General features: G+C 61.3%; 16 protein-coding genes. 6 read left to right on the forward strand and 10 right to left on the reverse strand.

Annotated elements, in window-relative coordinates:
* Positions 1-72: 72 nt before the first annotated feature.
* From ACM6I7_RS08080 to ACM6I7_RS08090, 3 genes are read left to right on the forward strand one after another with little or no spacing between them, the layout of a single operon-like run.
* On the forward strand, positions 73-1,317 hold the full coding sequence (locus ACM6I7_RS08080) for an exonuclease SbcCD subunit D C-terminal domain-containing protein (RefSeq protein ID WP_414888315.1): 1,245 nt from the start codon (positions 73-75) through the stop codon (positions 1,315-1,317).
* Entirely contained in the window at positions 1,314-4,955 is a 3,642-nt protein-coding gene (locus tag ACM6I7_RS08085) for an AAA family ATPase (RefSeq protein WP_414888316.1), read from the forward strand. The genes ACM6I7_RS08080 and ACM6I7_RS08085 overlap by 4 nt, the downstream gene beginning before the upstream one ends.
* Positions 4,952-5,536, forward strand: coding sequence for a glutathione S-transferase (locus tag ACM6I7_RS08090; RefSeq protein WP_414888317.1), 585 nt, complete (start codon positions 4,952-4,954; stop codon positions 5,534-5,536). The genes ACM6I7_RS08085 and ACM6I7_RS08090 overlap by 4 nt, the downstream gene beginning before the upstream one ends.
* 171 nt (positions 5,537-5,707) lie before the next feature.
* On the opposite strand, the gene ACM6I7_RS08095 is transcribed toward ACM6I7_RS08090, so the two are convergent.
* From ACM6I7_RS08095 to ACM6I7_RS08130, 8 genes are all read right to left on the reverse strand, one after another.
* Positions 5,708-5,965 carry a hypothetical protein gene (locus tag ACM6I7_RS08095; protein ID WP_097087153.1) on the reverse strand — a complete coding sequence of 86 codons (258 nt, stop codon included), beginning with the start codon at positions 5,963-5,965 and terminating at the stop codon, positions 5,708-5,710.
* Complete coding sequence (locus ACM6I7_RS08100; RefSeq protein WP_027613086.1) at positions 5,962-6,171, reverse strand: hypothetical protein; 210 nt, start codon at positions 6,169-6,171, stop codon at positions 5,962-5,964. The genes ACM6I7_RS08095 and ACM6I7_RS08100 overlap by 4 nt, the downstream gene beginning before the upstream one ends.
* Before the next feature lie 270 nt (positions 6,172-6,441).
* Positions 6,442-6,621, reverse strand: coding sequence for a hypothetical protein (locus tag ACM6I7_RS08105; RefSeq protein WP_097087152.1), 180 nt, complete (start codon positions 6,619-6,621; stop codon positions 6,442-6,444).
* 157 nt (positions 6,622-6,778) lie between these two features.
* Positions 6,779-7,954 carry a lactonase family protein gene (locus tag ACM6I7_RS08110; RefSeq protein WP_414888318.1) on the reverse strand — a complete coding sequence of 392 codons (1,176 nt, stop codon included), beginning with the start codon at positions 7,952-7,954 and terminating at the stop codon, positions 6,779-6,781.
* Positions 7,951-8,253, reverse strand: coding sequence for a DUF5629 family protein (locus ACM6I7_RS08115; protein ID WP_098964272.1), 303 nt, complete (start codon positions 8,251-8,253; stop codon positions 7,951-7,953). Before ACM6I7_RS08115 ends, ACM6I7_RS08110 begins: the two co-directional genes overlap by 4 nt.
* Before the next feature lie 179 nt (positions 8,254-8,432).
* Complete coding sequence (locus ACM6I7_RS08120) at positions 8,433-10,013, reverse strand: aldehyde dehydrogenase (NADP(+)) (RefSeq protein ID WP_414888319.1); 1,581 nt, start codon at positions 10,011-10,013, stop codon at positions 8,433-8,435.
* A gap of 9 nt (positions 10,014-10,022) precedes the next feature.
* Positions 10,023-11,015: an AraD1 family protein gene (gene araD1 / locus ACM6I7_RS08125; protein WP_098964274.1), complete on the reverse strand. Its 993-nt coding sequence runs from the start codon at positions 11,013-11,015 to the stop codon at positions 10,023-10,025.
* A 158-nt stretch (positions 11,016-11,173) separates the two neighbouring features.
* A complete protein-coding gene (locus tag ACM6I7_RS08130; RefSeq protein WP_007968618.1) occupies positions 11,174-12,496 on the reverse strand; it encodes an MFS transporter in 1,323 nt (440 codons plus the stop codon).
* Positions 12,497-12,690: 194 nt separating this feature from the next.
* On the opposite strand from ACM6I7_RS08130, the gene ACM6I7_RS08135 reads away from it, so the two are divergent.
* Together ACM6I7_RS08135 and ACM6I7_RS08140 are read left to right on the forward strand one after the other, a co-directional pair.
* Positions 12,691-14,427, forward strand: coding sequence for an IlvD/Edd family dehydratase (locus ACM6I7_RS08135; RefSeq protein ID WP_027613081.1), 1,737 nt, complete (start codon positions 12,691-12,693; stop codon positions 14,425-14,427).
* Positions 14,428-14,613: 186 nt separating this feature from the next.
* Positions 14,614-15,333, forward strand: a complete 720-nt coding sequence (locus tag ACM6I7_RS08140; RefSeq protein WP_027613080.1) for a FadR/GntR family transcriptional regulator — start codon at positions 14,614-14,616, stop codon at positions 15,331-15,333.
* Between the two features lie 181 nt (positions 15,334-15,514).
* Here the strand turns inward: ACM6I7_RS08140 and ACM6I7_RS08145 are convergent, their stop codons facing one another.
* Both ACM6I7_RS08145 and ACM6I7_RS08150 read right to left on the reverse strand, forming a co-directional pair.
* On the reverse strand, positions 15,515-17,899 hold the full coding sequence (locus tag ACM6I7_RS08145; protein WP_225135273.1) for an efflux RND transporter permease subunit: 2,385 nt from the start codon (positions 17,897-17,899) through the stop codon (positions 15,515-15,517).
* Positions 17,896-18,939, reverse strand: coding sequence for a WD40/YVTN/BNR-like repeat-containing protein (locus ACM6I7_RS08150; protein WP_414888320.1), 1,044 nt, complete (start codon positions 18,937-18,939; stop codon positions 17,896-17,898). The genes ACM6I7_RS08145 and ACM6I7_RS08150 overlap by 4 nt, the downstream gene beginning before the upstream one ends.
* A 461-nt stretch (positions 18,940-19,400) precedes the next feature.
* Here ACM6I7_RS08150 and ACM6I7_RS08155 point away from each other — a divergent pair, with 461 nt between their 5' ends.
* Complete coding sequence (locus tag ACM6I7_RS08155; protein WP_414888321.1) at positions 19,401-19,991, forward strand: amino acid synthesis family protein; 591 nt, start codon at positions 19,401-19,403, stop codon at positions 19,989-19,991.
* Positions 19,992-20,017: the final 26 nt, after the last annotated feature.

A 20,017-nucleotide genomic window follows, 5' to 3' on the forward strand; every position in this document is an offset into this window, starting at 1 on the left:
GTAAACTCCCCCCTCTTTAGCCGCCCATCATTTCCCCCGCGGCCATCACCTAATTCTGTAGCGGAGTCCACCTTGCGTCTGTTCCACACCTCCGACTGGCACCTTGGGCAAAACCTGCACGGCCAGGAGCGCGATTTCGAGCATGCGTGCTTTCTCGAATGGCTGCTGCGCCAACTGCAATTGGCGCAGCCGGATGTGCTGCTGATTGCCGGTGACATCTTTGACACGGTCAATCCGCCGGTCAAAGCCCAGGAACGCCTCTACGACTTCATCGTCAGCGCCCACGAGCAGCAGCCGTTGCTGACCATCGTGATGATTGCCGGCAACCACGATTCCGGCTCGCGCATCGAACTGCCCGCGCCGTTGATGCGCCGTTTGCGCACCCATGCGCTGGGGCGGGTGTTGTGGCTGGATGACGGCCAGCTCGACGCCGAACGGCTGTTGCTGCCACTGCCGAATGCCCAAGGCGAAATCGCCGCGTGGTGCCTGGCGCTGCCATTCCTGCGTCCAGCCGAGGTGACCGGTGCGCATCTGGGCGACAACTATCTGCGCGGTATCGGTCAGGTGCATGAATGGCTGATCGAAGCGGCGAATGCCAAGCGCCAGCCGGGTCAGGCGCTGGTCGCCATCAGCCACGCGCACATGGCTGGCGGCTCGGTCTCGGAAGACTCCGAGCGCAGCCTGATCATCGGTAACGCCGAAGCGCTGCCCGCCAGCCTGTTCGGGCCGAGCATCAGCTACGTCGCCCTCGGCCATTTGCACAAGCCGCAGAAGGTCAACGATGAAGAACGCATTCGCTACAGCGGTTCGCCGATTCCGTTGTCGTTCTCGGAGATCGGTTATCAGCACCAGATTCTCGACGTCACCCTCGACGGCGAAACCCTGGTCAGTGTCGAACCAAAACTGATTCCAAGGTCGGTCAACCTGCAACGCATCGGCCCGGCGCCACTGGCGGAGATTCTGCTGCAACTGGCTGACCTGCCGAACATCGATCTGCTCGCCGAAACCCAGCGCCAGCCATGGCTGGAGGTGCGGGTGACCCTCGACGAGCCACAGCCGGATCTGCGCCATCAGGTGGAAAACGCCCTGCAAGGCAAAGCCGTGCGCCTGGTACGGATCGCCGCCGAGTACGCCGGCAACCGTGGCGCTGAGGGCAGCGATGAGGGCAGCGCACTGGTCGAACTGGATCAACTCACTCCGCAGGAGCTGTTCAGCCGCGCCTGGCTCGACAACTACGGCAATGAGGTCGATGAGCAGACGCTCAAGGACTTCGCCGAACTGCTGCAGGACGTACAACTGGAGGGCGAGCAGCCATGAAGATTCTCGCCATTCGCTTGAAGAACCTTGCTTCGCTGGCAGGCCCGTTCGAGATTGATTTCACTGCCGAACCGCTGGCCAGTGCTGGCCTGTTCGCGATCACCGGGCCGACCGGCGCCGGTAAAAGTACCCTGCTCGACGCGCTGTGTCTGGCGCTGTTCGGCGCCGTGCCGCGCCTGAACAACACTGGCCGTGACGCCAAGGTTCCGGATGCGGACGGCGAAATCGCCACCGGCGACCCGCGCACCTTGCTGCGCCGTGGTACCGGTGAAGGTTATGCGGAAGTGGATTTCGTCGGCGTCGATGGCCGCCGTTACCGTGCGCGCTGGGAAGCCAACCGTGCCCGGGAGAAGGCCGGCGGCAAGTTGCAGGCCAGCCGGCAGAGCCTGCGCGACATCGATCAGGATCAACTGCTCGCCAGCCAGAAAGGCGAATACAAGACCCAGCTCGAAGCCGCGCTCGGTCTGAACTTCGAACAGTTCACCCGTGCCGTGCTGCTGGCCCAGAGTGAGTTCAGCGCATTTCTCAAGGCCGACGACAACGACCGCAGCGAACTGCTGGAAAAACTCACCGACACCGCGCTCTACACTCGTCTTGGCCGCCGCGCCTTCGACAAGACCAAAGAGGCCCGCGAAGCGCACAAGTTGTTGCAGGATCAAGCCACCGGCGTCACCCCGCTGGCCCCCGAAGCCCGGGCCGAACTGGATGAGCGTTTCAACGCTGCCCAGCAACAGTTGAAGTTGCAGCAGGCCCAGCTCAAGCAACTGGAACAACAGCACAGCTGGCTCAAGGATTTGCACCAGTTGCAGGACGCGCAGCAAGCCGCCGCCGAGCAACTGCACAGTGCGCAGCAACAGTGGGAAGGTCTGGCGGGTGAACGCCTGAAACTGACGCGCCTGGAGCAACTCGCGCCGCAACGCCACCAGTTCGCGCGCAAGACTGAACTGGATGCGCAACTGACGCCGCTGGCGGCACAGATCGCCGCGCACACTCAGCAGCACGGCGAGCTCAAAGAACGCCAGACGCAACTGGAACAAGCGCTGGATGCGGCGAAAATCGCCCTGAGCGAAGCGCAGCAGCGGCACAGCGAAAGTGCCCCGCTGCTGCGTCAGGCCTTCGATGAGCAAAGCACCCTCGCCCGCCTCGCCAAGGACACCGCACTCAGCGCCGAGGCCCGGCAATCCGCCGAGCAAGCCTGCACCGAAGGCCAGAGCGCGATTCAAGCGTTGCAGGCGAAACAGGCCGAAGTCGCTGAACGCTTGCAGAAAATCGCCGCCGAGCTGGAGCAGAGTGCCGATCTGGCACCGCTCAGCGATGCGTGGAATGCCTATCGCGATCGCCTGCAACAGCTGATGCTGATCGGCAATCGCCTGAATAAAGGTCAGGCCGAACTGGCGACCCTCGAACAGAATGCCGCGCACAGCGCCGACGCGTTGGCCACGCAGAAACAGCAACTGGAAGTGCTGTTCAAAGAGGCCGGCGCCGAGCCGGATGCCGTCGCCGAGCAGATCGGTATCCTCGGCAATCTGTTGCAGGACAACCGTAAACAACTGCGCGCCATCGAAGACCTGGCACGGCTCTGGGCCAGTCAGCAGGAACTGGAAAAACGCGGTTCCGAGCTGCAACAGCGCCTGCTCGATGCACAGCAGGAACGTGAACGTCTGACCCAGGACGGGGTGAAAACCAAGGCCGAGCTGACCGTCGCCGAACAAACCCTCAACGTCACCCGTGAACTGCTCGAGCGCCAGCGTCTGGCCCGCAGCGCCAGTGTCGAGGAGTTGCGCGCGCAGTTGCAGGACGACCAGCCCTGCCCGGTCTGCGGCAGCAACGAGCATCCGTATCATCAGCCGGAAGCGCTGCTGCAAAGCCTCGGCCGTCATGATGAAAGCGAACAGGCCAACGCCCAGCAAGTGGTCGATCAGCTCAAGGAAAAGCTCATCGAACTGCGCGCCGAAGTCGGTGGCGTGATCGCTCAACAAAAGGAGCTGCTGCAACAACAGGAACAACTGGTCGCGCAGCAACAGGCACTAGCGCCGAGCCTCGACGCCCATCCGCTGTCCGCTCAGTTACTGAACCAGGACGCCGACAAACGTGACGCCTGGCTGACCCGGCAGAACGATCAACTGAACCAGAGCATCACTCAGGACGAACAACGCCAGAGCGCCCTGCTCACCCTGCAACAGGACGCGGCGCGTCTGACCCAGCAACTGCGCAATGCCGAAACCGCGCATCAGCAAGCGGCGCAGCACCTGAGCAACCAACAACGCGAACTGAGCAGCGACCGTCAGCGCCTCGACGAAGAGCTCACTGCGTTCGCCAGCCTGCTGCCTGCCGACACCCTCGAAGCCTTGCGCGTCGAGCCGGCGGCGACCTTCATGCAGCTGGATCGGCAGATTGCCGAGCGCCTGGCGCAGGTTGATCAGCAGAAAGAAGAGTTGGCCGAACAGCAGCAACGCCAGCAAACGTTGGAGAAGGAACAGGATCGCCAGCTCAGCCGCGTACAGCAATTGCAAAGCGCCGAGCAGCAATTCAGTGCACTGGCCGAGCAGCAACAAGCCAGTCAGGAAAAACTCGCGCAACTGCTGGGCAAACACAGCAGCGCCGAACACTGGCAGCAGCAACTGGAACAGGCTGTGGATCAGGCGCGCAACGCCGAAACCGGCACCGCTGCGGAACTGCAGAACGTGCGCACGCAACGGGTGCAGATTGGCGCCGAACTCAAGGCTCAGCAAGAACGCTTGCAGGCGCTGCAAAGCGAAGTCGACGAACTGACGCAGAAGATTGCCGACTGGCGCGCACGCCATCCTGAACTGGATGACGGCGGCCTCGAAGACTTGTTGCGCATCGATGACACGCAGCTCAGTGAACTGCGCCAGCGCTTGCAGCACAACGAAAAAGCCATCGAACAGGCCAAGGTGCTGCTGCAGGAACGTGATCAGCGTCTGGCCGATCATCAGGCGCAGCACAACGGCAATCTCGATGCCGAACAACTCGCCAGCGCCCTCGCTGATCTGCAAAACCAGTTCAACCTCAGCGAGCAACAGTGCGCCGAACTGCGCGCCGAACAGGCCGAAGATCAGCGCCGGAAAAACGCCAATCAGGCACTCGCGCAGCAGATTGCCGACGCCTATGCCGAGTACCAGCGCTGGGCGCGTTTGAATGCGTTGATCGGCTCGGCCACCGGCGACACCTTCCGCAAGATCGCCCAGGCCTACAACCTCGACCTGCTGGTACATCACGCCAACGTGCAGTTGCGCCAACTGGTTAAGCGCTATCGCCTGAAACGCGGTGGCAGCATGCTCGGCCTGCTGGTGATGGATACCGAGATGGGCGACGAATTGCGCTCGGTGCATTCGCTGTCCGGCGGCGAGACTTTCCTGGTGTCGCTGGCCCTTGCACTGGGGCTGGCATCGATGGCCTCAAGCACGCTGAAAATCGAATCGCTGTTCATCGACGAAGGCTTCGGCAGCCTCGATCCGGAGTCGCTGCAACTGGCGATGGATGCCCTCGACGGTTTGCAGGCGCAGGGACGCAAAGTCGCGGTGATTTCCCACGTGCAGGAAATGCACGAACGCATTCCGGTGCAGATTCAGGTGCAGCGCCAAGGCAACGGCTTGAGCACACTGGAGGTGAAATGAACACGCTGTATTCGTTCCGCCGCTGCCCGTACGCGATGCGCGCGCGAATGGCCCTGCGTTATTCGGGGGTGCCGGTGGAGATTGTCGAAGTCAGCCTCAAGGCCAAACCGGCCGCGATGCTGGCGATCTCGCCCAAAGGCACGGTGCCGGTGCTGGATGCGGCGGGTCGGGTGATCGATGAGAGCCTGGAGATCATGCGCTGGGCGTTGGCACAGAATGATCCTGACAACTGGTTGCTGGGCGGTGATTCACGGATTGCCGAGTTGATCGAAGCCAACGATCAGGCATTCAAGCTGCATCTGAACCGCTATAAATATGCCGAGCGTTATCCCGAGCAGCCGATGGAGGTTTATCGCGCTGAGGGGGCGTTGTTTTTGCAGCGGCTGGATGGGTTGCTTGAAGGTCGGGATTATTTGCTGAGTGATCATCCGTGTCTCGCGGATATCGCGTTGCTGCCGTTCGTTCGGCAGTTTGCGCATGTGGATCGCGAGTGGTTTGCGCAGACGCCTTATGTGCGGTTGCAAGCGTGGTTGCAAGGTTTTCTTGAGTCCGAGCTGTTCACGGCGATCATGAAGAAGTAACCCGAACTCCTGGTACCGAACTCCTTGTGGCGAGGGGATTCATCCCCGATGGGCGGCGAAGCTGCCCTGAAATCAGACACCTCGGTGTATCAGAATAATCCGGTTCGCCGGGTCTGGGGCCGCTTCGCGGCCCATCGAGGATGAATCCCCTCACCACAATGATCGGGTTGTCTAAGCCAAGGCGTTGCACATGCCTAGTGCCATGCAATCCACTTCAAACGGCCCGAGAAAATCGACCTCAGCCTTGATTGGCGGATTGCCGGCCAGCAACCCTTGGGAGTTGGCCCGTTCGATGTTGTGCGCAATGCTGTGATTGACCTCTATGGCCCGCGCCAGCGCACCCACCGAGCCTTGGCCAAAGCCGAGTAACGCCGCGCCATTGGTCATCAGTGCCAGGCTGGCGATGACCCAGAGTCTGTAGCCTTTCATGCGCCGCCCACTCCTGCGAGTTCAGCGCGATCAACCAGCACGTCTGCGCGGTGTTCGAACTGGATGCCGGGGTGTGCGACCTGGATCGGTGCGTCGAAGCTGTGTTGGGTTTGCGCGGCGATGCTGACAAACAGCACCAGGGCCAGGTAAAGACCGATGGCCAGATAGGCGCCGCGCTTGGCTGAGGTAATGATTGAACTGGCCATGATGTGCTCCGTGGGCATGTTTCAGTGCCGTCAGGATCGATCAAAAAAGCCGCGCTAACCACTCAGGGTTTGCCATAGTAAACATCAGCTTGGTTGATTATTTAGCCGGTCTATTTGCGCGGTTCAAGAAACCTATCAGGCTGCGAAAAACACACGCACACGTGTAGGAGCTGCCGAAGCCTGCGATCTGTTGATTTTGCTTTTTAAAAACAAGATCAAAAGATCGCAGGCTTCGGCAGCTCCTACAGGGAGTTGTTCGAAGCGGGCATTTCAGTGTTGGGCTTTGTGATCCAGCGCGGCGTAGAAGTTGGCGCTCTGTTGCAGATATTTCTGGGTATAGCTCTGGGTGTGGGATTTTTTGCTGCTGATTTCAGCGTTGGCACTGGCTGGCAATGCGACGGTGGCGGAGATGGCGGACGCGGCGATGATCGAGAAGAGATTGAAGTTCATGGCGGTAACCCTCGTGTTCGGTTGGCTTGCTTTGCCCGGTTGGGCCGTGAAGCAAACTTAACGCTCGAGGGTTGATCGCTTGAAATGCTTTGTAGCATTACCGGATATCAGCGCGATTAATACAACGAGACAGGCCCCGTAAACCGGTGCCTGTGGCTTATTGTCGCACTAGAAACTTCAGATCGCTCGGGGCGTCCATTGGCAGTTTTTGCACGGTTTTTCCGAGCAGACCGGTCTTGGCATCGCGCTCGACGACGACAATTTCGTTGCTCTTCTGGTTGGCGATCAGCAGGAACTTGCCACTCGGATCAAGGCTGAACTCACGCGGGTGATCGCCTTCTACCGAACGCTTTTGCAGCTCTTTGAGCTGACCGGTGGCCGGATCGATGCTGAATACCAGCAGTTGATTGGCGGTGCCACGGTTGCTGACGTAGAGGAACTTGCCATCGGCCGAGGCATGCAGCGCCGCGGCGGCTTTGTCCGAGGTCGGCTGACCGGCGGCCAGATCGACCAGTTGCGTCTGGGTCAGCACGCCGTCGTGGTAGTCGAACACCGCGACCTGTGCGCTCATTTCCATAGTCAGCCAGGCATGCTTGCCGTCGGCACTGAACAGCAGATGACGCGGGCCGCTGCCGGCCGGCAGGCTCACCGAAGCGGTTTTCGCCGGGGTCAGTGGCAGGTCCGGGTTGGCCTTCGGGTCGAACTGGTAGATGAAAACCTTGTCCGCCCCGAGGTCGTTGGAGAACACATAGCGACCATCCGGCGAGGACACCGTCGAGTGCACGTGGTTCGAGGCCTGACGCTCGGGGTTGACCCGGCTCGCCGGGTGCGCACTCATCTGCACCACCGGTTTGAGTTTGCCATCGGCGCCGACCGGCAACACCGCGAGGGTGCCGCCCGGATCTTCGACCACCGAATAGTTGCTGACGAACAGATGGCTGGCATCGCCGCTGAGGCTCGAATGGGTCGGCTCGTTGCCCAGGCTCTGCACTTGATTGATCAGGGTCAGGGCGTGGGTCTTCGAATCGATCGAGTAGCTGCTGACGCGGCCGACCGGATCTTTCTGGCCGGGGCCGTTTTCGTTGACCACGAACAGTTGCTTCTGGTCTTTGGACAGGGTCAGCCACGACGGGTTTTCGCTCTTCACCACTTGCAGTGGCTGGGCGGCAATCTGCCCGGTGGCGCTATCGAAATTCATTCGATAGATACCCTGGCTGGTGCCGGCAGTGTAGGAGCCCACCAGCAATTGATAGGTCTCGGCGCTGGCACTGGACAGGCCCATCGCACCGACGCTGCCGGCCATCAGCAGTGGCCAGAATTTACGCATGTTCATTGATCATCTTCCTCGTCGTCGCTGCTGCTGACTACGTCGCCGACGCAGACCAAACGGTGCTCGCCGGTGGTCTTGGTGTCGCTGGCGTAGCCAATGATCAGCCAGCTCTGCAGATCTTCGTCAAACGTCGCAGCCGTAACCTGCGCCGGGGTGAACTCCCAATGCTTGGCCGTGCGGCCATCGATACATTCGATGTGCAGGTTGTCGTCTTCGTCGAGGGCGAATTCGAAGGCATGCAAGCCATCGATTTCGACCATGCCGCAGTGTTCGAGGGCGTTGAGAAGGGTTTGGGCAGTCATGGCAAACAGTCTTTCTTAGGGGGGAAAGGGCCAATGATAGCTCAATGTGATCCAGAGGCCTTATGGGAACCCTTGTGGGAGCGAGCCTGCTCGCGAATGCGGTGTGTCAGGCCATGAAAGGCTGACTGAAAGAATGCATTCGCGAGCAGGCTCGCTCCCACAGGGATATCGGCTGTCAGTTACAACGCGTCGCGCGAGGGCTTGCCATCCACCAGCCGCTGAATGCGCAACGGATTGCCATTCTTCAGCGGTTCCGGCAGCAAGCTGTCGGGGTAGTTCTGGAAGCACACCGGGCGCAGGAAGCGATCAATCGCCAGCGTCCCCACCGACGTTCCGCGCGCATCCGATGTCGCCGGATACGGCCCGCCATGCACCATCGAATCACACACTTCCACACCCGTCGGATAGCCATTGAGCAGGATCCGTCCGACTTTCTGTTCGAGCAGCGGCGTCAGTTCCGGGAAGCGTTCGAAGTCGGCCTGCTCGCCGATAATGGTCGCCGTCAGTTGCCCGTGCAGGCCGTGCAATGCCGCGCTCAGTTGCGCCTTGTCCGCTACTTCGACGATCACCGTGGTCGGGCCGAACACTTCTTCCTGCAGCACTTCATCGCCGTTGATCAACAGGCTGACGTCTGCCTTGAACAGTTGCGGCTGCGCCTGATTACCCTGCTGCGGCTGGCCCGCCAAGTGCTCGATCCCGGAATGCGCCAAGAGCTTCTGCAAGCCTTTGCCATAGCTGCCGAGGGTGCCGGCGTTGAGCATGGTCTGCGCCGGTTGGTCGCCAATCAGCCCGGCGACTTGCTGGACGAAGGCGCTGAACTGCGGCGAGCGGATACCAATGACCAAACCCGGATTGGTGCAGAACTGGCCGCAGCCCTGCACCACCGAAGCGGTCAGGTCGCGGGCAATGGTTTCCGAGCGCTCAGCCAAGGCTTGAGGCAGAACGATCACCGGGTTGATGCTCGACATCTCGGCGAACACCGGGATCGGTTGCGGCCGCGCCGCTGCCATGTCGCACAGTGCCCGACCGCCCTTGAGCGAACCGGTAAAACCCACTGCCTGGATCGCCGGATGCTTGACCAGCCATTCGCCAACGCCACCGCCGTAGATCATGTTGAAAACGCCTGCCGGCATCGCGGTTTTTTCGGCGGCACGAATCAGTGCATCGGCAACAAGTTCAGCGGTTGCCATGTGGCCGCTGTGGGCCTTGAACACCACCGGGCAGCCGGCGGCCAGCGCCGCTGCGGTATCGCCACCGGCCGTGGAGAACGCCAACGGAAAGTTGCTCGCACCGAACACGGCCACCGGGCCGAGACCGATGCGGTATTGGCGCAGATCCGGGCGTGGCAACGGCTGGCGATCCGGCAATGGCAAATCGATTCGCGCGCCGTAGAAATCACCGCGCCGCAGGACTTTGGCGAACAGGCGCATCTGGCCGCTGGTGCGCCCGCGCTCGCCCTGAATCCGCCCCGCAGGCAGCGCGGTTTCGCGGCAGACCAGCGCGACGAACTCATCACCCAAGGCATCCAGTTCATCGGCAATCGCGTCGAGAAATTGCGCGCGACGTTCGGCGCTGAGGCTGCGATAGGCCGGGTACGCTGCGGCGGCGGCTTTGGCGGCGGCATCGACTTCGGCTTCAGTCGCTTGAATGAAATCGTACGGCAGCTGTTCGCCAGTAGTCGCGTCGACGCTTTGCAGTTTGACATCGCCTGCTGCGCTGCGCTGTCCGCCGATGTAGTTGTGACCGAGAATCTGAGTCATGGGAGCTCCTTAAAGGGTGCCGATGCTGTCCGGTTGAAAAGCCGCTGCTGCCGGGGCGATACCGTTGACCAGCGGTGCGCCGAATTCGGCCTGGCTGATTTCAAACCGGTCGCCGGGTTGGGTGCGAATGCCATCGGCGAACGACAGGGTCGCGGTGCCGAAAAAGTGGATGTGCACGTCGCCGGGACGCAGGAACTGGCGGTATTTGAAATGGTGGTATTCGAGGTTGGCGAGGCTGTGGCACATGTTGGCTTCGCCGCTGAGAAATTCGTTTTGCCACAGCACTTCGCCGTTACGCAGGATGCGGCTGGTGCCAGCCAGATGCTGCGGCAACTCACCGGTGCGCAGTTCCGGGCCGTAGCTGCAACTGCGCAGTTTCGAGTGGGCCAGGTACAGGTAATTCTTGCGCTCCATGACGTGGTCGGAGAACTCGTTGCCCACCGCGAAACCGAGGCGATACGGTTTGCCGTCGTGGCCGATGACGTAGAGCCCGGCCATCTCCGGTTCCTCGCCGGCATCCTCGGCAAACGGTGGCAACGGGAACGCCTCGCCCGGACGCACGACGATGCTGCCGTCGCCCTTGTAGAACCATTCCGGCTGCACGCCCGCCTGCCCCGCCGCCGGTTTGCCGCCCTCCACGCCCCATTTGAAGATGCGCATGGTGTCAGTCATTTGCGCTTCGTCGCCGGCCTGCTGGTGCATCTTGTCCCGCGCCGAGGCGCTGCCCAAATGCGTCAGGCCGGTGCCGCTGACCAGCAGGTGCGCCGGGTCCGGGTGATCCAGCGGCGGCAGGATGCGTCGGTCTTTGAGCAACTGCGCATAGTCATGACTGATGCCCAGGCCGTGGGTTTGTACTTGCTGCTCCAGGGTGCCGCCGGCCTCAATCGCGGCCAGCGCGAGATCGCGTACGCTGCGGGCGTCCTGCACTTCGCGGATCAGCCCGTTGTCGACCACGCCGACGCGGCGCTCGCCGTTAATCAATTCGAATTGAACCAGATGCATATGTCCTCTCCTGTAAACCAGTCTTGAGTTCGGCGCCGATCCATTGTGGGAGCGGGCTTGCTCGCGAAAGCGGTGTGTCATTCAGCGATGATGGTGGCTGACCCACCGCATTCGCGAGCAAGCCCGCTCCCACATGGGTTCCATGTTGTTCTGCAGATTCAGGTTCGGGTGGCACCGCGTGCACTGGCGGCGAACTGCTCGACCGGTAGCACGTGTTTGCGCTCAAGCACGCGGTAGACGATTCCGGTAAGAATCAAACCGAACACCATCACCCCACTGAGGAAATACAGCCCCGAAGCCAGATTCCCGGTGTATTCCTTCAACGCCCCGATCACGAACGGCCCGATGTAGCCGCCGAGGTTGCCCACCGAGTTGATCAACGCAATCCCCGCCGCCGCACTCGCACCGGCAAAGAATCGCCCGGGCAAGGTCCAGAACACCGCCGTGCAGGAAAACAGCGCGAACGCCACCAGACACAGCGCCGCCAATTGCGCCACCGGCAGGGTCAGCCATGCGCTGAAGAACAGGCCCAGCGCGCCCAGTACATAGAGCACCGCCAGATGGCCGTAGCGATCATTCATGCGGTCGGAGCTGCGCGGCACGATCAGCAGACCGACGATGCCAAAGATGTACGGCACCGCCGAGACGAAACCGGTCACCAGATCGCTGCCGCCGAACTGTTTGATCAGCGTCGGCAGCCACAGGCCGAGACCGTAAATACTCAGGGTCACCGGCAGGTAAAACAGCGCCAGCAGCAACACGCGCTTGTCCTTGAGTGCATGCAGCGGGTTGCCGTGACGGGTCTGGCCGTATTCCTGCAGATCCTTTTTCAGCTCGCCGGTCAGCCAGTCTTTCTCGGCCTGATCCATCCACTTCACGTTTTGCGGGCCATCGGGCAGCCAGCGCAGGACCGGCCAGGTCAGCAGGATCGCCGGGGTGCCGATGACGATGAACAGCCACTGCCAGCCGTGCAGCCCGAGGATGCCGTCCATGCCCAACAAGCCACCGGACACCGGGCCGGTGATCATCATCGCGATCGGTTGAGAGAGGATGAACAGGCCAAGGATCTTGCCGCGATGGCGCACCGGGAACCATTGGGTGATGTAGTAGAGAACGCCGGGGAAGAAGCCCGCCTCCGCCGCGCCGAGCAGAAAGCGCATCACGTAGAAGCTGTGCGGGCCCTGGACGAACGCCATGCCGATGGTGATTGCGCCCCAGGTGATCATGATCCGCGCAAACCAGCGCCGCGCACCGAAGCGCTCAAGCATCAGGTTGCTGGGGATTTCGAGAAGAAAGTAGCCGATGAAAAACAGCCCGGCACCGAGACCGTAGGCCGCGTCACCGATGCCGATGTCGGCGCCCATGTGCAGCTTGGCGAAGCCGACGGCGGAGCGATCCACATAGGCGATCAGGTACAGCAGGATCAGGAAGGGAATCAGTTTCAGCGTGATGCGGCGAACAAGCCGCAGTTCCTGGCTCATGGGATCGGTCTCCGATTGTTGTTTTTATGGAACCTCGGGGGACGCCTCTCGCGGAACACCGTCAGGGCCAATCCCTCCGTCGAAAACGACTATATAGTAATACTAATTACCCAACAACACTTCCAAAGCGGCGATTTTGCGCTTATGTTTAGCTGTGACTCGCAAACAATAGTCTTACAATAAGAGAATCGATCATGTCTGAGAAGAAACCCACCCTGCGCTCGGCCCAATGGTTTGGCACTGCCGACAAGAACGGCTTCATGTACCGCAGCTGGATGAAGAATCAGGGCATCGCCGACCACCAGTTTCATGGCAAGCCGATCATCGGCATCTGCAACACCTGGTCGGAACTGACCCCGTGCAACGCGCATTTCCGCCAGATTGCGGAGCACGTCAAACGCGGGGTGATCGAGGCCGGTGGCTTTCCGGTGGAATTCCCGGTGTTCTCCAACGGCGAGTCAAACTTGCGCCCCACCGCCATGCTCACCCGCAACCTGGCAAGCATGGACGTCGAAGAAGCGATTCGCGGCAACCCGATTGACGGCGTGGTGCTGCTGACCGGTTGCGACAAGACCACCCCGGCGCTGCTGATGGGCGCGGCCAGTTGCGATGTGCCGGCGATCGTCGTCACCGGCGGGCCGATGCTCAACGGCAAACACAAGGGCAAGGACATCGGCTCCGGCACGGTGGTCTGGCAGCTCAGCGAGCAGGTCAAGGCCGGCACTATCACCATTGACGACTTCCTCGCGGCCGAGGGCGGCATGTCACGCTCGGCGGGTACCTGCAACACCATGGGCACCGCGTCGACCATGGCCTGCATGGCCGAAGCACTGGGCACGTCCCTGCCGCACAACGCGGCGATTCCGGCGGTGGATGCGCGGCGTTATGTGCTGGCGCACATGTCCGGCATGCGTGCGGTGGAGATGGTGCGCGAAGACTTGCGCCTGTCGAAGATCCTGACCAAGGAAGCCTTTGAAAACGCCATTCGGGTCAACGCGGCTATTGGCGGTTCGACCAACGCAGTGATTCACCTGAAAGCCATCGCCGGGCGCATCGGTGTCGAGCTGGACCTGGACGACTGGACGCGTATCGGGCGCGGCATGCCGACCATTGTCGACCTGCAACCGTCCGGGCGTTTCCTGATGGAAGAGTTTTATTACGCTGGCGGCTTGCCGGCGGTGCTGCGGCGTCTCGGCGAGGCCAATCTGATCCCCAATCCGAACGCGCTGACCGTTAATGGTAAATCGCTAGGCGAGAACACCAAGGACGCGCCGATTTATGGCGAGGACGAAGTGATCCGTACCCTCGACAATCCGATCCGCGCTGACGGCGGTATCTGTGTGCTGCGCGGTAATCTGGCGCCGCTGGGTGCGGTGCTCAAGCCGTCCGCCGCTACGCCTGAGCTGATGCAGCATCGTGGCCGTGCGGTGGTGTTTGAGAACTTCGACATGTACAAGGCGCGGATCAATGATCCGGAACTGGACGTCGATAAAGACTCGATTCTGGTGATGAAGAACTGCGGGCCGAAGGGTTATCCGGGCATGGCCGAGGTCGGCAATATGGGCTTGCCGGCCAAGCTGCTGGCTCAGGGTGTGACCGATATGGTGCGCATTTCTGATGCGCGAATGAGCGGCACCGCGTACGGCACGGTGGTGTTGCACGTCGCCCCGGAAGCGGCAGCCGGCGGGCCGTTGGCGGTGGTGCAGGAAGGCGACTGGATCGAGCTGGATTGTGCCAGCGGGCGTTTGCATCTGGATATTCCGGATGCCGAACTGGCGGCGCGCATGGCAGATCTGCAGCCACCGCAGCAGCTACTGGTCGGCGGCTATCGTCAGCTGTACATCGACCATGTGCTGCAGGCGGATCAGGGCTGTGACTTCGACTTCCTCGTTGGTTGTCGAGGGGCGGAAGTCCCGCGTCATTCCCACTGACACCACAGATCTACTGTAGGAGTGAGCCTGCTCGCGATAGCGGTCCGCCAGTTGGTATGCATGCTAACTGACACACCGCCATCGCGAGCAGGCTCACTCCTACATTTGCTATGCATCAGCCTCAAGATCGCCGCACGCCTGCTATGATGCGCGGCATCTCCATCGCTCAGGATCGCGCCGTTCCCCATGGATTACCGCAAACCTTCCGACCGTAAAAGCATGCACTCGCGCATTGTCCAGGAACTGGGCATGCAGATCGTCTCCGGACGTTTTTTGCCCGACGACAAACTGCCCGCCGAAGCGCTGTTGTGCGAGGAATACGCGGTGAGCCGGCCGGTGTTGCGCGAAGCCACGCGGGTGCTGGTGGCCAAGGGGCTGGTGTATTCAAAACCGCGCGTCGGCACGGTGGTCAAGGCCCGTCGCGAATGGCACATGCTCGACCCGGACGTGCTGCACTGGCTGATGCAAAGCAGTCCGCAGAATGAATTCTTCAATGTGCTGACCAGTGTGCGCAGCATCATCGAACCGGCCGCTGCCGCCCTCGCCGCCCAGCATGCGACCGAGGCCGACATCGCCGCCATCGGCGAGGCCTATCAACGCATGGAATCAGCGCCGACGCCGGAAGCCTTGCTGCAACCGGACCTGGACTTCCACAGCCGCATCGCCGACGCGACCCATAACGATCTGCTGGCGAACCTGTGCAACATGCTTTCGGTGGCGATTGCCGAGGCGTTGAAGCATTCCAACCAGCGCCCGAATCTGCATGAACTGGCGCTGCCGAGGCACAAAGCGATTCTTACGGCGATCGAGAACCGTGATGCGCTGGGTGCAAGGCATGCAACGCTGGTGCAGCTGGATGATGCGCGCAGTGCGCTTAGCGTCGTGCTAGGCACCGAGCTCTCCTGACACACCACAAATCCCCTGTGGGAGCGGGCTTGCTCGCGAATGCGGTGTGTCAGTCGGCACAAACTTATCTGACACACCGCATTCGCGAGCAAGCCCGCTCCCACAGGGGTTCAGCGTGAAGTTCAAGGCATGAAAAAGCCGCAACCCCAAGGTTGCGGCTTCGTCGTTTCAGGTATCCGGATCAGTGAGCAAACAGCGAGTTGCCCTTCTGCCCCGCCAGCTTTTCCGGTTTGATCAGGAACTTCGCCAGCGCCGGCAGCAGCCACAGCGCACCGAACATGTTCCACAGCAACATGAAGGTCAGCATCAGGCCCATGTCGGCCTGGAACTTGATCGCCGAGAAGATCCAGGTGCACACGCCAATCGCCAGGCACAGACCGGTGAACAGCACCGCTTTACCGGTGGATTTCAGGGTCTGGTAATAGGCTTCCTGCAACGGCAGACCCGCGCGCAGGAAACTTTCCAGACGGCTGTAGATGTAGATGCCGTAGTCCACGCCGATCCCCACGCCCAGCGCCACCACCGGCAGGGTCGCGACTTTGACGCCGATGCCCATGAACGCCATCAGCGCGTTGCCCAGCACCGAGGTCAATACCAGCGGCAGGACGATGCACAGGGTCGCCGCCCACGAGCGGAAGGTGATCATGCACATCACCGCCACGCAGATGTACACCAGGATCAGAATGGTCAGCTCGGCCTGTTTGATCACTTCATTGGTGGCCGCTTCGATCCCGGCGTTACCGGCGGCGAGGATGAATTCAAGACCGTCCTTGTTGTTGGCCTTGGCGAATTCCTGCACCGCGTGTACCGCACGGTCGAGGGTTTCGGCCTTGTGGTCGTTGAGGAAGATCAACACCGGCGCCAGCGAACAGCTGTTGTTGTACAGGCCGTCAGCGCGGGCGATCGAGTTGTTCAGCACGTCCGGGTTGCGCGACAGGGTTTCCCATTTCAGGTTGCCCTCGTTCATGCCCTTGATCATCTGCTTGGACACGGTCACCAGCGAGATCGCCGACTGCACGCCCTCGGTGTTCTGCATCTTCCACATCAGCTCGTCGATCGGCGCCATCGCTTCGTAGCGCGAGCAACCTTCGGTGGCGGTCTTGACCATCACCACCAGCACGTCGGAACTGGTGGAGTAGTTGTTGATGATGAAGTTGTTGTCCTTGTTGTAGCGCGAGTCCGGACGCAGCTCCGGTGCACCCTGGTCGAGGTCGCCGATTTTCAGGTTCTGGCTGTACCAGAGGCCACCACCGAAGGCGATCAGCGCCAAAGCGATGGAGATCGGTGCGACTTTCGGGCTGGCGAAGTTCGACAGGAAGCGCCAGAACGGATGTTCGCGATTCGCGTCCTTCTTGCTCTTGGCGATGGCGCGCTTGCTGATGCCGACATAGGAAATCGCTACCGGCAGCAGGATCAGGTTGGTGAACACGATCACCGCCACGCCGATGGACGCGCCGATTGCCAGCTCGCGGATCACCCCGATGTCGATGATCAACAGGGTGATGAAGCCGACGGCGTCAGCGAGAATCGCGATCATCCCCGGCAGGAACAGTTGCCGGAAGGTGCGCCGCGCCGCAGTCAGGGCGTTGTCCGCCTCACTCGATTGCAGGGCGATACCGTTGATCTTCTGCACGCCGTGGGAAATGCCGATGGCGAAGATCAGGAACGGCACCAGCATCGAGTACGGATCCAGCCCGAAACCGAAGAAGTGCATCAGCCCGAGCTGCCAGACCACCGCTACCAGTGTGGTGCTCAACACCGCCACGGTACTGCGCAGGCAGTTGGTGAACCACAGCAGCAGGATCAGGGTGATGACGAAAGCGATGCCGAAGAACATCACCACCATCACCAGCCCGTCGATCAGGTCACCGACCTTCTTGGCGAAACCGACGATGTGGATCTTGACGTTGGGGTTCTGCGCTTCGAACTTGTTGCGGATCTTGTCTTCGAGCTCATGGGAGAACTGGCGGTAGTCCAGGGCGAGCAACTTGCCCTGATCCTGCGGGTCCGGGTAGGACTCCAGCAGCGGGATGTCGACGATGCTCGACTTGAAGTCGTTGGACACCAGCCGCCCGACCTGCCCCGACTTGAGGACGTTGTTGCGCAGCATGTCGAGGCTGTCCGGCGAGCCGTCGTAGCTCTGCGGAATCACTTCACCGCCGGCGAAGCCCTCTTCGGTGACCTCAGTCCAGCGTACGCTCGGACTCCACAGCGACTTGAGGCCGGAGCGGTCGACGCCGGAGATGTAGAACACCTCGTCGTTGATCTGGCGCAGCGTCTCCATGTACTCCCTGGAGAAGATGTCGCCGTCCTTGGCTTCCACCGAAATCCGTACGGTGTTGCCCAGGTTCGCCAGATCGTTGCGGTGCTCCATCATCTTCTCGATGAACGGATGCTTGAGCGGGATCATTTTTTCGAAACTGGTGGACGGCCGGATCAGCGTGGCCTGCCAGAACAGGAAGATGCTGACCACCAGGCAGATCAGGATCACGGCCGGGCGGTTGTTGAAAATCAGACGTTCGAGGAGCGTGGCTTTGTCCTGCTGAGGAGTGATCAAGGAAGTCATAGCCCCGCCTTCTTATTATTGATTTCGGCGCCGTTGGGCTGCGTGGTGTGCACGCCGCCCTGCCCGGTCAGAATCAGATTGCCGTCGCCGGCCGCAGTGACCGAGGACAGCGAGATACGGTCCGGGCGGTTGAACACGCTGAAGGTTTCGCCGTTGTCGCTGCTGCTGATCACCGAGCCGCCGTTGCCGACGATCACGATCGAGCCGTCGGCGAGCAGGGTCGCGCCGGACAGGCCGAATTCCAGCGCACCGCGCGCGGCCTTGAGTTCGACCTGCTGCCAGGTGTTGCCGAAGTCGCTGGAGCGGTAGAGATTGCCGCGCAGGCCGTAGGCCAACAGGGTTTGCGCTTGCGCGGTGCCGATCACGCCGAACAGCGAGCCTTGATACGGGCCCTGGATTTTCTCCCAGGTCTGGCCCCAGTCCGGGGAGCGGAACATGCTGCCCTGCTCGCCGACGATGAACAGCCCGGCGTCCTTGACCGCCGCAATGGCGTTGAGGTGGAACTGGTCCTGGTTGTCGAGGCGGTCGCTGACGTCCTGCCAGTTCTTACCGCCGTCGGTGGTTTCCAGCAGCGCACCGTAAGCGCCGACCGCAACACCGTGGTTGATGTCCTGGAACCAGACGTCGAGCAGCGGCGCTTCGCGCTTGAGGTCTTCGAACTGTTTGCTCCAGGTCAGGCCGCCGTCTTCGCTGGCGAGAATCTGCGCGTCGTGGCCGACCGCCCAGCCGTGCTTGTCGTCGACGAAATACACCGCCGTCAGCAGTTGCCGGGTCGGCACCTTGGCCTGGGTCCAGGTCTTGCCCTGGTCGTCGGAATAGAGAATGTGCCCGCGATCACCCACCGCCACCAACCGGGTGCCGGCGTGGACAACATCGAGTATCAGGCTTTTGGCGGCTTTGGCCGATTCGGTGGAATACACCCCGTCGGCGGGCGCTTCGGCGGCCAGCACGGGTGCCGACAAGACAGCACAGCCCAGCAGTGTGAGGGCTGTGGCCAGCAACGCGGTGTTGCGAAACGCCGGCGGGCGGCAACGACTCATAGACCTTCCCCTATTTATTATTGTTAGGCCATTGGGCCTTAGGGCGCCGCAAGGGTGCTCGTGGTGACTGATGGGTCACAAGCATAGCCGTGAAACCCGCAGTCCAGAGCGCCTTGGGAAGCTGGCTCATCCTATCGGGCTTTGGAAACGTCTGACAATCGGCGCCACGTTATCTTTTGTTAACCGAAAGCGGCCCCTGTAACGAATGAATTTCCCTGTGGGAGCGAGCCTGCTCGCGAAGATGCCCTTGCAGTCGCCATCTTCATCGGCTGACCCACCGCATTCGCGAGCAGGCTCGCTCCCACAAGGGTTAATGGTGTTTGGGGGAATTGTGGTGGCAGATGAATACAGCGCCATTCGCCTGATGGATGCGGCAAATCTTGCGTGGGGGACTTGCACGATCGGTATTATGGTATACCATCAGACGCACAGACACTCTCAATCCCCCTACGGAGCAGCTCATGAGTTTCGAAATTCGCAAGATCGTCAGCTATGTCGAAGAAACCTTCATCGAAGGCGGCAAGGTCACTGACAAGCCAGTGACCATGGTCGGGCTGGCTGTGGTGATGAAGAACCCGTGGGTCGGCAACGGTTTCGTCGAGGATCTGAAACCGCAGATCCGCGCCAACTGCTCCGACCTCGGCGCCACGATGGTCGAGCGTCTGGTGGGCATCATCGGCGGCGCCGAGAAGATCGAGGCGTACGGCAAAGCGGCAGTGGTCGGCGCCGACGGTGAGATCGAACACGCCTCGGCGGTGATCCATACCCTGCGCTTCGGTAATCACTACCGCGAGGCGGTCAAGGCCAAGAGCTACCTGAGCTTCACCAACAAGCGCGGCGGCCCGGGCACTTCGATTCAGATCCCGATGATGCACAAGGACGACGAAGGCCAGCGTTCGCACTACATCACCCTGGAAATGCAGATCGAAGACGCGCCGCGTGCCGACGAAATCGTGGTGGTGCTCGGTTGCGCCGACGGTGGTCGCCTGCACCCGCGCATCGGCAACCGCTACATCGATCTGGAAGAACTGGCCGCCGAAAAAGCCCAGTAATCACAATAAAAAGGCATTGCAGGAGC

The organism is Pseudomonas sp. IT-93MI4 (assembly GCF_949767635.1).
GTDB lineage: Bacteria > Pseudomonadota > Gammaproteobacteria > Pseudomonadales > Pseudomonadaceae > Aquipseudomonas > Aquipseudomonas putida_A.

What these genes read in the sequence shown, in the direction of transcription:
- ACM6I7_RS08120 (WP_414888319.1), bottom strand. Translation starts at nt 10,013, where the DNA reads ATGACTCAGATTCTCGGTCACAACTACATCGGCGGACAGCGCAGCGCA.
- ACM6I7_RS08135 (WP_027613081.1), top strand. Translation starts at nt 12,691, where the DNA reads ATGTCTGAGAAGAAACCCACCCTGCGCTCGGCCCAATGGTTTGGCACT.
- araD1 (WP_098964274.1), bottom strand. Translation starts at nt 11,015, where the DNA reads ATGCATCTGGTTCAATTCGAATTGATTAACGGCGAGCGCCGCGTCGGC.
- ACM6I7_RS08090 (WP_414888317.1), top strand. Translation starts at nt 4,952, where the DNA reads ATGAACACGCTGTATTCGTTCCGCCGCTGCCCGTACGCGATGCGCGCG.
- ACM6I7_RS08110 (WP_414888318.1), bottom strand. Translation starts at nt 7,954, where the DNA reads ATGAACATGCGTAAATTCTGGCCACTGCTGATGGCCGGCAGCGTCGGT.
- ACM6I7_RS08100 (WP_027613086.1), bottom strand. Translation starts at nt 6,171, where the DNA reads ATGGCCAGTTCAATCATTACCTCAGCCAAGCGCGGCGCCTATCTGGCC.
- ACM6I7_RS08130 (WP_007968618.1), bottom strand. Translation starts at nt 12,496, where the DNA reads ATGAGCCAGGAACTGCGGCTTGTTCGCCGCATCACGCTGAAACTGATT.
- ACM6I7_RS08150 (WP_414888320.1), bottom strand. Translation starts at nt 18,939, where the DNA reads ATGAGTCGTTGCCGCCCGCCGGCGTTTCGCAACACCGCGTTGCTGGCC.
- ACM6I7_RS08140 (WP_027613080.1), top strand. Translation starts at nt 14,614, where the DNA reads ATGGATTACCGCAAACCTTCCGACCGTAAAAGCATGCACTCGCGCATT.
- ACM6I7_RS08085 (WP_414888316.1), top strand. Translation starts at nt 1,314, where the DNA reads ATGAAGATTCTCGCCATTCGCTTGAAGAACCTTGCTTCGCTGGCAGGC.
- ACM6I7_RS08095 (WP_097087153.1), bottom strand. Translation starts at nt 5,965, where the DNA reads ATGAAAGGCTACAGACTCTGGGTCATCGCCAGCCTGGCACTGATGACC.
- ACM6I7_RS08155 (WP_414888321.1), top strand. Translation starts at nt 19,401, where the DNA reads ATGAGTTTCGAAATTCGCAAGATCGTCAGCTATGTCGAAGAAACCTTC.
- ACM6I7_RS08105 (WP_097087152.1), bottom strand. Translation starts at nt 6,621, where the DNA reads ATGAACTTCAATCTCTTCTCGATCATCGCCGCGTCCGCCATCTCCGCC.
- ACM6I7_RS08145 (WP_225135273.1), bottom strand. Translation starts at nt 17,899, where the DNA reads ATGACTTCCTTGATCACTCCTCAGCAGGACAAAGCCACGCTCCTCGAA.
- ACM6I7_RS08115 (WP_098964272.1), bottom strand. Translation starts at nt 8,253, where the DNA reads ATGACTGCCCAAACCCTTCTCAACGCCCTCGAACACTGCGGCATGGTC.